Genomic DNA, 13,340 nt, shown 5'->3' on the forward strand with positions numbered 1-13,340 from the left:
CCCTAAGGTGGCGGTAATAGCTATTCCTGGTGTGTTATTGAACGGTGATGGGGTCTGATGCACCGCCCGAATCGTCCACTGCGATCAGGATAACTTCTGGCATTTCGTCGTCGAAGTCCTTCTTCGAAATACCTAGCCTGTTTGATGTTCGGGCACTTTCTTCGCCGTCCACCATCCAGTGGTACCTCGTTACCCGACCGTCCACGTCGACACAATTGGCACGAATGATCCAGTTGCGGCTCGATTCGCTGGTTTCAAGCTCGCACGTGGGGACTTGGTTTTCAGCCACATCGATGAATACCCTCTCTTCGTCTGATACCCCGTAGCTGGTTTCAATCTCAAAGATGACTTCATGCCGGCCGGCATTCAGGGTGGCCACCGCCGAATTAGAGCCTTCGGAGATTACATCGCCATTCACCCGGAATCGCTGGTTGTTCACACGATCATGTGGGTGTCCGCCACGATAGATCGGGCGAAGCCGAACATCGAGTGGCTCTCGCATGAACGAGTTCGACGGTGTATAGCGCAAGTTGATGTCGTAGGGATCTGGCTCAGCGAGCTCAATGACTTTCTCAACAGTCGTCGAGTGCCCACGTACGTCAGTCACCTCAACCTGGATACGATGCGTCCCAGGTTCAGTGATCATAAACCTACGTGTGATGTCACCACGCTCTTGCAGTTCATCTATGGCTTCGGGTAGCTCCCAATTGTAGGTTGGCTCGTCGAGACGACGAGCACCGTTACGATGGCGAAGCGAAAGTGATACTTCTGCCGGGGCTGCTGGTGCAGACACCCGATCGGTGAAGTAGAACTCAGGCCAGACGTATTGCCACACGCGACTTTTCCGATCACCGGTTGCGGTCGTTTCGTCCTTGAAGCCTTCAATCCAGGCCGTGTAAAGGAAGGTAGCTGAGCCCAATTCAGAGTCCGCCGCAGTTGGGATATACTCGATTACATCCCCATCCTGTCGCGTGCCATCCGGCAACGTGAAATAACCATTTATTTCATATTCCATACCCCGGTATGGGACGCTCGCCGTGGCGCTGACCGTATAGGGAATACCTTGCTCAAGACTTGTTGGAGTCCGCACACGAACGCGTGGCGAAACGACGTTCCGGAAGTCTACATTCAAGCGACCTTCCTGATAAGCATACCGATCGTCTGCTGGTGCCTCGGGCATACGTGTACGCGCCCGCATCGGGAATCGGTCTTCAGTGTCTGAATGAAGCTCCAGTTCACGTCCGCTGTAAGGCCAAGTTTTACCACCATCCAATGACCAATCGACCACCGCTTCATCGGCGGATTTGATCGCCTCATCGGATACCTCTACCTCGGCAACATACGTGTGTGTGTCCCCAACAAAGAGAACACCAGGCCCCTTAATTGCGACCTCAGGTTGGGCGTAACTGACAATTTCTACCTGCTCTGTATAGGACTCTGCACCCGAGTTCCTATTATGCAAGTACGCACGCAACAAGTAGGTGCCTTCATCGAAGGACTTATAAAATTGCATGGGCCGGCGTGGATCGATCTCTTGGTCTTCCCAAGTGCTGCCTTCATCTGTGCTGACTTGCCAAATGACATCGCCCAGCGCCTGTTGATCGAGACGATCTTCCAGCGCGATTCGGAAAATCGCGGTGAGGGGCGCAGGTCCCGTGAATTGGCGACTTGTGATGTCACCTTCAATGGCACCACCCCGAAGAACCTGTACATAGGTCGGTCGTGAGACGACCGTCCGCTCATACCCTTCAATGGGGGATATCAGTTGAGCTTCTGCTACCAGGCGCAGTCCAGCATCGGAAAGCCGCTCCATTTCAATCTCGAACTCAAACTCGCCGTTTACCGCTTCGACAAACTCAGTTAGGGGTTCCTGATTCGAAAAGGACTGCTGATTGAGCAATCGCACATTCCAAAGGCCCATTTCTTCGGGTACGTAGTCCCCATCGAAATCCATCATGTTGCGGACTTTAACGCGTACCTTAAGCGGTTCAGTGTCCAATACGGTATCACTGTCTAACTCGACGAGCGGTTGGATGTTGTCGGATGGGGCTGCCACCACCCGGTAGCTCGCGTCGGTACGTAGATCAGGGACTTTCTCATAAATTGCCGCAACCTGGTGCAACGTCTCGCCCCACACAGGCTGATGGGAAGTACGGATGTTACGAATAAGCCGGTTGCGAGCACCCCACCCTGCTTGGTAAACCTCGTTTTCGATCTGCTCTTGACCACGGCGTAGGTCCACACGAATTTCCGTTGGCAGGCCATCGATGGTCAGGCCACCGAGAGAATTACGGTTTTGAGGAACGATATAAAGGTTGTCCTCGTGCTGATACTCCGAATCCAGCTCGACAGTCGGCACTTCGGGATCTTTTACAGTGATCTCCAGGGTTTGCAGGGTAACAGGGGCTTTAAAGCCTTCCGGGGAGTAGATGTAAGCCTTCCAGCCCAGCGTGTACTGACCATTGGAACCAATGAAGCCGGTCAGCTGCGGGATGTCAGTACCCTCTGCCTGTTCGAGGCCTGTGGGTATAGGGGACCATTCAAAGAAGCAACTGCGCCGACTGGGATCGTATCCATTTCGTTCAGCGGCCTGACGGGCCAGGCTTTCCGTTAACGTTGGTGTACAGGTAGGTCCACTGCTTTGGGACATCCTTAGATCAAATTCGTGTAGGACACGATCAACCTCGGAATAATCGCTTGCACTTACGTACTGCACGGAGTTCATCGCAGAGACGACGTTCAAAGTATCGCTACCGCTGCCTACTTTGACCTTATGGCCCTGTGCATCGTACATATACAGGCTATAAGCGATCGGTTGGGCTCCCAATCGAGTACCCATCCCCTCAATTGCGATTGCCTCGGTATTTTCATTATTACTACGAGAGTCAACTGGGAATATTTCGTCCGGCAATCTGTCCCACTCCATAAAGCAAACTGGACTACTAATAGCATCAGCTTGACGCGACACTGACTCTCGTCTTGTTAAGCGACAGTAAGTGCTAGCAGTCGGGTTTGCAGTAAGTTTAACATGATCAATTACCTGTCGGACTTCCAGACTGCTACCAGATAAGTTAGCTTCCCCTTCCCATGTTTCGATATCTACAAGTAATACCGGGGCATTTGGTGCAGTAGTTGTAACCAAGATGGACGAAGTACCCACTAAACCATCCTCTGCGGGCATTACGGGAATACTTAAGCGTCCTTTACTTGAAGAAAAATCATGGCGACCCATAATTTCTTGAGTATCACCAGGGGTAACGCGAACACCGTTTATAATGAGCGGTATCTCAGCATCACTTCGCAGAGTGGCATAAACGTCGTATGTACCAGCAACATTTGAACCATCAGAAAGTTTTAACGGTTCACTTTGTAAGACTTGTCCCCCATCAGATCGAAGGAATGAAGCGGCACGGGCCGGTATTTTGATTGCGCCCTGATCACCGGTTGTTAACGATACTATAGCCGGAGAATAGGTAAAGCTCGTTTTTTGTAATATGGTATTACCGCTAGCATCCTCAGCAGTAATCTCTAATTGATAATTCTCTCCTTCGGTAAGGCTCGGAAATATCACAGGATACTCTAGCCGGTATGTTGGAATACCTCCAGCCTGTAAGACAGTTGCCAAATTAATGTCATCATTAGCTGGCCCCCCATGAATACGAGCGTTAGTTACTTGCGGTGAAACATCAATATTATCCGTAACTTGAATTGTTATATCATCGAGAGAACTAATAACAGCATCATGCTTGACATTAATTACAGGAGGGGTTCGATCCACAACAAATTCTTCAGTGAATCTTTTAGAAGCGATATTACCATGAGAATCATGGATATTAGCAATAACGTTAGTATAAACACCTTCTGGAACATCATTCAGTCTGAACAAAACATCTCTTGTCCAATGGCTATGTGCAATCTCACCAGAAGATCGTATGGTATAGCTATTTGAGTCATTAGCAATATCTATAGTAGAGCTTGAGCTATCTACATGATAGTTCCTCCAACGCGTTGTACTTGAAACCCGGTCTTCTTCAGACTCATAAGCATTGATTAATATAGTATTTGGCTCTATTACCATAGAGTTAATTTCGGGTGGAGTTACATCAAATTCCATCCAAATGTGCTTCGTTGTTTGAGTATTTAGCCCTTTAGCTGGGCCTTCGCCATACACAACAAAATACAATGCCACAGAAACGTTGCTATTGGTAAGACCATCATCTACACGATTGTAGTTATACGATACTGATGCCTCTGTTTCACCTGGCTCTACATATACAGTCTCTGAACCATATGCAGATGAACCACTCATTCTGATAACCACTCTTTGCCTATAAGGCCTTGGTTCGACTGTGACTCGAGCACCTATCAAGTTTGCATTTTGGTCAGACTGAGAGAATTTTCGATGTGCTGTGGTATAACCAATATCACTATACCGCATTTCTGCTCTTACTAACTGCGGGGCAATTACAGCAGATTCGGCTAACTTAACGGTAAGGTTAACCGCGTTTGTGTTTCTCATTCGATCATAACCACGAACAGATATTTTACTTTCCTCATATTTAAGCAGTGATACATTTTCCCTTGTTGGGGCGTATACATGAGAACGCGTTTCTTTTATAGGCTTGTTTTGAATATGTGTTAGTCCACCTGTATGAAACCCTACTCCATAGGGAGAGTAACTTACGTAGTAAGTTTTAGGAATTTTTGCTAAGAATCTAACTGGATTTTCATGAACCGTCATGCCTGGTACATAAGGGACGTAATTTTCAACTACTTCGCCATCGTGAAGGGGTTCTCCACTATAAACACTAGGTTCGTACACACCAACGATGTCAAAGTTACTATGATTACCGTTTGAAATATAAAACTCTTGGCTGTTCTCACTGAAGTTACCAGCTACATCATAAGCGCGGGTGACTAATGTCATTTTTTGCCAACTATTACTGGGCATGACATTACGACTTATACTGGCCTCATTTCCATCTATAGGTATGTCACTATCGTAATAAACACTTCCATTCTCATTTATAAGTCTGAAATTCGCATAAGACAGACCAACTTCAGATTCGAGATTTTTTAAAAAGAAGCCCTGGAAATAAGTACCTCCAACTATCGGTAAGCCATGGTCATTCTCATAATTACCAATCGAAGATGATAATTCAATATCCCCGACCGAAGGAGCACCCCGATAAACTGTAATGGGATAGGTCATTTCCGTGATTACATCGTTACTTGAGCTTAAGATCGATGATCTTAAAAAGTAGCTTCCGTCTTTGGGTGCACTTAATTTTAAGGCTTTTCCGTAATGCGTACTTCCCCCATGTTCGATTCGATCATTTGCACCAATTAATTCACTAAGATTTTCCTCAATTACGCGTTCACGCTCATTTAAGAATTCAATCTTGAGCCTTCTGTCTACACCTGCGCGCATATAGAAAGTCAATTCACTTTCGGGATTTATGTGGGTTTGATCAGGACCCACCTCCCGCTGCTCACCGTAAACGTCAGTAAAATGATAACCCAATAACTCGGCATAGGCCGTAGTAGAGGTTATGGCCATAACCCCTACTAACGCCGCTTTTACCAGCCGCTTAGGACTTAAAAAATGGCTACTCATTTGTAACCCTCCTGTATGTTTACTCTAGCTAGAGAGCGCATTCCAAACGGATAGCGCCACTAGAAAGCGTAATATGACTTCTCTACTGAGGAGGGGTGCTGGCATATCCCTTAAGAGCATCAAACGGCGAAGAGGCACAATAAAGGATAGACATAAAAAAGGCTGCCGGGGATGGCAGCCAAGTAGGACTCAAGGAGGGAATGCGATGTTACGGTGCTAAAGGGTAAATTTGCCCCGGTTTAGAGGCCCAGTCCGTTGGTGATCGTCATGCCGGTGCCTACTACCGTCGCAGCATTTGTCAGCGTGGCTGATACGATGGAATCGATAATGGTGGGGGCGTTATAGAGGCCCATGCCCATGGCAAAGCCGACAGCAAAGGTCATTAGGGACTGGCGTACTACCCCAATCACCGCACCTACCACGATGATGGAAAGGGTGATAATCCGGCCTAATGTACCCTGAGTCCAATCTTCCAGGGTGCCCCAGACTTCCTCAAATTCGTTCCCCCCCGCGCCTGCGAGGGCTTGAGAGGAGATGACGAATGCAATTAGGGCTAGCACTGCGACCCCTAGCATCATCGTCCCATTACGTTGCATCAGTGCGTTCATTTAAGTGTTCTCCACAAATATTCATAACTGGTTTAGTCGTCGCTGGGTTGCTGAATGCTTTGCAGCGGACGTAACGAGGGCTGGGTATCGGCAGCTTGTTCACCTATCACCCAGCGCCGGGGTTCAACCTCGGTATAGAGATAGCCTGTCACAATTAAGTCACCTATATCGTTCTCCCAAGGCGCGATCCAAACGCGCATTACCTCTGCAGGTGTGCGAATAGGGACCGGCTGATCAGGAAGACGTGGGGCAACGTAGTTGCTCACGACATCATTAGGATCAGACGAACCCTCCCCTACGCCGCTGCCTGCATTAGCCTCAGATCGTGATACTTGCCCAGAGCGCTCAGACGAATTGGTGATTGGATCAGGAACATAGCCATCGTTGGTGAGGTTATAAACGTCACGAGTTGACATACACTTCACCCCTTCTGGCATTCCACTACATCCGTACTCCGGGTCACCGATGTTCCAACCAGCACAACCAGATACCACGATCGCAACGCCAAAACTGGCAGCGAGCTTGGTGAAAGATGTTAAAGAGATATTCATAAATGACCCCGGTCCCAAAGATGCCCTTAAGAGCATTAATCGAATTTCATTAAAATCATTAATTACGGATTTTCAGCGTGGCGCCTTTCGTTAGAATCAACTCAACTTCACGACCTGCGTCTACTTCAATGACAGGAAAGATGTTCTCGGCCATGTCGACGTAGAACTGCGCGATCCGGTCCAAGGCGGAAGAAGCACCTGATGCAGCGGCCCCCTGGAACATCGAAGGAGAGAAATTGGATTGATACTGCGTGTTGCCCCCCGTGCTGCTGCCGGTCTGGATCACAGGTACAGCGTCAACATCAAACGCCTTGGCAGCGCCTGACATGAAACCAGCCACCATGCTTCGGGCTATCATGGCCCCTTGTTTCGAAACCAGACGTCCACGCACACCGACTTTGCCGTCTTCACCTACTGCGTATCCATTCAACTGCGCCTCGATGACGCCCCCATCGTTACGGACGCAACTGATTGTTTCACTGCGTAAAAAAGCGCGCTCAGAGGACAAGTCACCGTGGCCCGCGATAAGCATGTGACACTCGCGAATGTCCGCCGTGAACCGGTTGGGCAAAATGGCCTCATGATTCAAGCGCAGCAAAGACGGATGGGGATCTCGCCGCGATCCAGAATTCGTGGGTGCATCCATCCCGTTCAGAAGAATTCCCGTCAGTATCGAGCCTGAAGGGATGTACATGGCCTCATCATCCTCCTGAGCGCTTTCGCGGGCTCGTCGCTCCTCCTCGCTTTCCTCTGCGACATGGCGATAAATGGTGGCGCCGTTAGAGCCACTTGTAGCAGACCCTCCCCCCTGCCCCTCACCCTGATTCGCGAACTCTTCGTTTCCATCGGTACGGGACGAGTCTCGACCAGCACCAGCTGTATCACGACCATTGCCAGCTTCGTCCCAATTAGAGCGAGGCTGTGAACGTGGACGGGAGAAGACTTCATCGGCATCAACTTCGTACGGATCACGGTCTTCAGTGGATTGACTACCCGAGGAATAGCCGTACGCTTCAAATGGGCTCTCACCATCCTCCAGCGCTCGCCGGTCACTGCCTCCTCCTACTTGGTTAGGCGCCGCTGCCGCAAAGGTTTGCTCCTCGGCCAGCCGGGCCAAATCCATATTTTGCTCAATGAGCAATTCAATCTGACTGCGAAGCCCATCAAGTTCGCCACGTACCGCCGCGGTTGATTCGTTCCGCTGTTGACTTAATTCAACCTCGCGTTTCAAACTGCCGAAATCGTTGCGTAGGTCATCAGTTTGCTGATTCGAACGGCGAATTTCGGCAGCTAGTCCGTCGATTGATACATCACGCGTATCGCGATCGGTTAACACGTGCCGTACAGTATCGTTAGAGCCCCGACTCTCCCGCTCAGGCGTATCACCGGAAAATATCCATATCACGGCCACCATGAGAAAAATCGCGCCTCCGATAACGGCCCAACGCTTATGCGTCCCCGATAATCCGTCCCAGCTCTCCTTTAACATTATTGACGACCTCCTAGCAGCGAGGGACGGGCGTTGCCTGTTGGCTGCGGCGTACTTGATTCGACTCGACGAACCACATAAACCTCAGTGCCCTCGCCAGGCGCCAGCACATTGTTCGGCCAGGCCGCTACGGCCGCGACATCCCAGTTCCCACAGGACTGTTCCAGGAACTCAAGGGGCTGGCCAGAAACGTTAGTCGCTACCCCAATATTTACCGTTAAACGATGGCCAACCATGGTCTGGCCGCCGGCAAACCGAAAATCCATTCCCGGCTGCTGGCAAGACGGCATCGGTGTACCCGGCTGGGTATCATGAAGGGTGTAGCCTTGGGGTATGTCCCCAAGTGCCAAACTTCGCATGATAGTCCGCAATGTATCGACGTAGGGCTGCGAGGTTTCCCAGCGCTCCGCCTTTGGATTCCCAATCAGGCCGGCAACCTGCGCACCGCCTTCCAACTCAATGAACAGCTCACGAGGTGGAATTTTTCGCGGGACCAGCGTTAACGACAGCGCGCGTGCCTGAGAGCCCTCTTGAGTAATGAATAGCGTGACTGGGTCTTCGGTACTCGTTGCCACGTACACGACGTTCTCTTCGATGGTGATCGTAGCGTTGGAAGTGGTGTTGACCGAGGGTTCACCGAAGGGGGTCACGATGCGATTTAGGTGGGATACCGCCACGGGTACCAGTTCATTAACACCCGGAGACATAACCAGTCGGGGGTTATCGTTCACTTGCATCTGATTAGCGCTTCTTGATGACTCCCCGCTACTATTCCCCCCATCCGCGCTACCGCGCAGGGGCGGCACGTTATCCCTCAGCACGCTTGCTGGAACACTCATGTTGACCGGCTCAACCGGTATTTGAACATCGGCATAGACCGAGCCGAAGCTCAGGACCGTCATTACTGCCATGCCGCCTAAAACACGACTGAATCGATTAGGATTAGTCACGACGGCGCTCCTCTTGTCGTTCAAGATTCCGCTCCATTTGTTGACGGACACGCTCGGTGCGCGGGCGTCCAGCATAGGTCTCAATGTGGGTTACTACGGGGGAGTAATTACGAACATCAATGATGTACTCGTAAGTACGTTCTTCGCGCTCAGGATCACCCGTGGCGCCTTGAATAAACGAGTGTCCGTACACGTAAACCACATCCGCTTCGGGCTCATACTCGACGGCACGAGGCTCAAACTTCATGGTGACGCGATCGCGCCTGATACTCAGCGCCTGATCCTCTATGGCTTGCATGACGTCTCGGTAAATTTCTGGCGATAGTAGCGGCTCTATCCGTTCCTTTACGAAATTGACGCTACCTGGAGTTACGTTACCCGTCAGTGAGGCCAGCATCATCGCCCAAGACTCTTTATAGCTACTGGAAGCCTGGTTCTGACTTACCCATGCTTCTTCATTGAGGGTATAGGGCTGAATGACGACGATCGTATCAACTGTGAAGGCTTTGATTAGCGCCAGCACCAAGCCAACAGCCAGTACCATCGTAATGATTCGATGGAACCAGTTTTCTTTCAGGACTCCGTTCCATGTTTTGAGACAGTGATCCAAGGTCACGGTAGGTACCTCCTGATGAATGGGTTCACCATAGAGCGCGTCGACTGATAGAAACCTGACCAATAAAACATGTGGAATAGGTAACCATCGGGGTGGCGATCTCGGTACTTGCGGTAGTTATTCGTGATCAGAAGGCCAATGCCAAAGCCGATCATTGCTTGGCTAACCGCCATGCCCAGTATTAGCCCAACAAAAATTGGGCCCATTTCGTCGAGGGACCACATAAGGACGTGGATCGGCTCGTCTATTCGGCCAGGTATTTGAACGGGTTCCATGAATGGCTCCAGGGGGATGTTCGGAATGGAGGCTATTTTGGGGGTTAAACGCCATATCCCCCCCGCCCCGTGCTGCCCTTAAAGGCCTTCAGCAGAATATTGGCGAAAAAAAAGCCCTTCAGGCTTCCCGAAAGGGAGGCCTGAAGGGCCAGGGAGCGATCAAATAGTGTCGAACATGGCGGACACTTGACCGCGAGTTTAGATACGCTTTTGGAGGTTGGCTGCGGCCAGTCCCAGCATAATGCAGACCGCCATCATGGCGACCGGTATGACGATCGGATTTAGCGCGATAGGTGCAATGAATGTAATGAACAGACACTGGATGACGAAAAAGACCCCTCGAATACCATAACGATGCCACACTGGAGAAGCATAATCGAAATTCGTTCGCTTGATTTTCCAGGTCATATACCCATCCCACAAGGCAGGCACCAATAGGATCAACATGTACGGGGCCCAAACCATCAGAAGTGCCACACGAGCAAACACCTGGTAGACGACATGCATCATGGATGCTAAGCGGTCCTCTACCCATGGAAAGATTTTTCCACCAATACCTTCCATCCCCCGGCTTGCATCCCGCTCTTCAGGTGTGGGTACCAACAGCGTATGAAGCGTTCGGTAGATCCCTGTATCCCACATCGCTGCGTTGTACCAGGAAAGCGCCTTACGATCGATCCACTCGACGGTTGCTGGGCCCAATTGGCTCTCTACCATAGCCGCCTCCTTCTCGATCACTCGCTCGGTCCAGTGACCAGGCACGAACACTAAAATGATGAAAATTTCAGCAAACAACAGCCAAGCTATTAGCCAGAATGGCGTCTTCATAATCAGCCCTTTTTAGAATCTTCTTTACCGAGTCCGGTGCAAACGTTCCATACAGGAGGGCTCGAACTGGTAACTCATCGTTAAGAGATTGATGGTAAACGGCCAGATCACCCTGCTCTCTATCCAGCCAGCTCGAAAAGGCTTCCCCGCCTGGCAGAGTCCATTGGCTTCCACGCTCCGACTCAACGGCAATTTGCAGTTCCCGGACAGCTACAGTTACTAGGGCATTGACAAAGGTGGCCAATCGAAGCGCGTCATCAACTTTCTCGGTCCATGATCGTCGCGAAAAAAGGGTCACCTCACTGTAAGCATTTAATGCCTCACATAAGATGGCCAGGGCGAGCGATTCCTCGCGACGCCGAAGATGGAGACCTACGTGCTCAATGAATGAAACGGCCACCTCCTTCGCCTTAGGCCAATCGTAAAAAAGCAGCTCCGCATTGTGCGCATGGCGCTGATAATCTCTGCGCAGCACTTCCATTAATGGGCGTTTTTCAATACAAAAACTCACTGGTATGTCCTTGGTCGTGATCTAACAAACGGGTCTAGGCGGTGAGTATGGGTATCCGTCCCTTAACGAACTGACCCCCGGAAATGTTGGCCACAAACTCTAGGTTTGGAAGCATCCCGAGCAATGCTGCCGGGAAGAGCTCACTCTCTTCCTCCATGAGCCGTTCACCCTGATTACCCCCGTGCATAATCGGCTGATCGGCTAAGGTGTTTTGCCCTTGAGTTCGCATTACGTATTTGACCCGTGTAGGGGGTAACCCAGCCGTTATAAACTCCTGGGTCTCCGTATCTTTTACCCTTAACGCAATCGTATTGTTGATGTTACCGAGCACCTGAGAGGCTTTGTCTTTGCTCCCAAGTCGAGCCACAAAGTCAGCATAAGTCTGTGTTGCGACAAATAGCCGGAACAAGGCACCGCGTCCCTTGTTCAGCAGCTGTATCATGGGGTCGTTGATACACTCTGCGGCCTCATCAACAAATAGGTTGATGGGCTTGAGGTTTTCACCGTAGTTGTACCGCTTACCGGCCACGGCGGTCAGGTCACTCAAGAAAATGGAACCTATCGCACTGGCGACCATATTGTCCGTCAGGGAGTCCAGACCAACGTAGCAAACCATCGCGTTATTGATGATCTTTTCAGAGTCCATAATCGGACGTTCGTCCGTCATGTTGTAAGGGTCCGGAGAAAGCAGCTCTCCCAAATCCCCTGAGGTCAGCATGTTAAGAATGGGTAGCAATGAGGCGACCATTTTTCCGAAGTGCGCCGCATCGTGCAGGAACATCGAAATCAGACCCTCGAGCTCCGAGCTGGGCTTCTTCGGTTTTACGACTTCAGAGTAAAAATGACACAAAAGCCGTGCCCGTTTTTGCCGTGGGCCTCCTGCTGCTTTCTCAAGATAAGGGGCAGCTAACGATTGCCAGTCTTCGATGTGCTTTTCGCTATAAGTTGAAATAGCCTCGATTACTAGACCGTCGGCGCCTCCTTCCATCAAACTACGAAGGTTTTTAAGCGTTGGACGCTGGTTAATAATTCCCAGCCCTTGGGAAAAGTTGTTGAGAGCTTGCCAGCCAAAGGACTGGAAGACATCCCCACCCCCTTCGGTAGGTATCAGATTGGCAATTCGTGAAGGTATCTCAGTCAGGCGAGAGAAATTGCGCAATGGGTTGATACGTACCGACTCACTGGGGAACCCAGGGTGAAACTGAATGAAGCGCTCAGGTGTACCAAGCTTTTCGCAGGCACGCCGAGCGTTATCGCGCATTTCACGGTCGCCCTTGGGGTCAAGAATGATGACGCACTCGCCACGGGCTATGGCCTGGCTAATTTGCAGATCGAAGTAACGCGTTTTCCCGCTACCCGTGGTCCCCACTATCAAGGTGTGGGACTCGGAGTGTCCAATGGGCTGCCTCAGGGTTATTTCCTTCGGTTCAAGCCCGTGTATCCACGTATGACCGATTGGGGGGGCTTTTTCCTTACCAGAAAGCTTCTTCATTGTTTGCTCAAGCTTGCCGTCAGCATTGACGATGCTGGACCAATCCCGCTTAAGAATTTCAAAGGCTCGCTGAGCGTGCCGGGATTCCCAATAGAACCCGGTACCCAGCCACAGGTAGTCCGGCTTCTTGTTCAGGTTCTTAAGCAGTTTCTTGAACGTAATGAACTCCAGCTCACGTCCTGACAAATGCTTCTGCAGCGTGTGTAGTTTTATTGCTTTGGGTATGCGCGCGACCGCCATGGTGACGCAGATGCCCCCCATATAGTAGAACGGTTCTGGCGGCAAGCTTGCTAAATGGTTAATTCCGTAGGCCGCGACCCCCGATACGCACCACCCTGCAATTGCCATGGCTTCGTAATTACTACGCCAAGGCATTTCATAGGAAATGTCTTCACTCATTGAT

The 13,340-nt window shown here is 50.6% G+C and carries 10 protein-coding genes; all 10 read right to left on the reverse strand.

The window, feature by feature from the left end:
• Positions 1–34: 34 nt before the first annotated feature.
• Positions 35–5,617 carry an Ig-like domain-containing protein gene (locus ACT3T7_RS08440; RefSeq protein ID WP_444630684.1) on the reverse strand — a complete coding sequence of 1,861 codons (5,583 nt, stop codon included), beginning with the start codon at positions 5,615–5,617 and terminating at the stop codon, positions 35–37.
• A gap of 239 nt (positions 5,618–5,856) precedes the next feature.
• Positions 5,857–6,225 carry a TraA family conjugative transfer protein gene (gene traA / locus ACT3T7_RS08445; RefSeq protein WP_444630685.1) on the reverse strand — a complete coding sequence of 123 codons (369 nt, stop codon included), beginning with the start codon at positions 6,223–6,225 and terminating at the stop codon, positions 5,857–5,859.
• A gap of 32 nt (positions 6,226–6,257) precedes the next feature.
• Positions 6,258–6,812, reverse strand: a complete 555-nt coding sequence (locus tag ACT3T7_RS08450) for a TraV family lipoprotein (RefSeq protein WP_444630686.1) — start codon at positions 6,810–6,812, stop codon at positions 6,258–6,260.
• 22 nt (positions 6,813–6,834) lie between these two features.
• Positions 6,835–8,265 carry a TraB/VirB10 family protein gene (locus tag ACT3T7_RS08455; RefSeq protein WP_444630687.1) on the reverse strand — a complete coding sequence of 477 codons (1,431 nt, stop codon included), beginning with the start codon at positions 8,263–8,265 and terminating at the stop codon, positions 6,835–6,837.
• Positions 8,265–9,215: a hypothetical protein gene (locus ACT3T7_RS08460; protein ID WP_444630688.1), complete on the reverse strand. Its 951-nt coding sequence runs from the start codon at positions 9,213–9,215 to the stop codon at positions 8,265–8,267. The genes ACT3T7_RS08455 and ACT3T7_RS08460 overlap by 1 nt, the downstream gene beginning before the upstream one ends.
• Positions 9,208–9,831: a TraE/TraK family type IV conjugative transfer system protein gene (locus tag ACT3T7_RS08465; RefSeq protein WP_444630689.1), complete on the reverse strand. Its 624-nt coding sequence runs from the start codon at positions 9,829–9,831 to the stop codon at positions 9,208–9,210. The genes ACT3T7_RS08460 and ACT3T7_RS08465 overlap by 8 nt, the downstream gene beginning before the upstream one ends.
• Positions 9,828–10,106 (reverse strand): type IV conjugative transfer system protein TraL, encoded by a 279-nt coding sequence (gene traL, locus ACT3T7_RS08470; protein ID WP_444630690.1) that lies wholly within the window; start codon positions 10,104–10,106, stop codon positions 9,828–9,830. The genes ACT3T7_RS08465 and traL overlap by 4 nt, the downstream gene beginning before the upstream one ends.
• 198 nt (positions 10,107–10,304) lie before the next feature.
• The gene (locus tag ACT3T7_RS08475; protein ID WP_444630691.1) at positions 10,305–10,934 is read right to left on the reverse strand and encodes a DUF4400 domain-containing protein; all 630 of its coding nucleotides are present in this window, start codon (positions 10,932–10,934) and stop codon (positions 10,305–10,307) included.
• Positions 10,891–11,445 (reverse strand): hypothetical protein, encoded by a 555-nt coding sequence (locus ACT3T7_RS08480; RefSeq protein ID WP_444630692.1) that lies wholly within the window; start codon positions 11,443–11,445, stop codon positions 10,891–10,893. Before ACT3T7_RS08480 ends, ACT3T7_RS08475 begins: the two co-directional genes overlap by 44 nt.
• Positions 11,446–11,479: 34 nt before the next feature.
• Complete coding sequence (traD, locus tag ACT3T7_RS08485) at positions 11,480–13,336, reverse strand: conjugative transfer system coupling protein TraD (RefSeq protein WP_444630693.1); 1,857 nt, start codon at positions 13,334–13,336, stop codon at positions 11,480–11,482.
• Between the last annotated feature and the right edge of the window lie 4 nt (positions 13,337–13,340).

The sequence above is a fragment of the Halomonas sp. 111 genome (assembly GCF_052379685.1).
Classification (GTDB): Bacteria; Pseudomonadota; Gammaproteobacteria; order Pseudomonadales; family Halomonadaceae; genus Vreelandella; species Vreelandella citrativorans.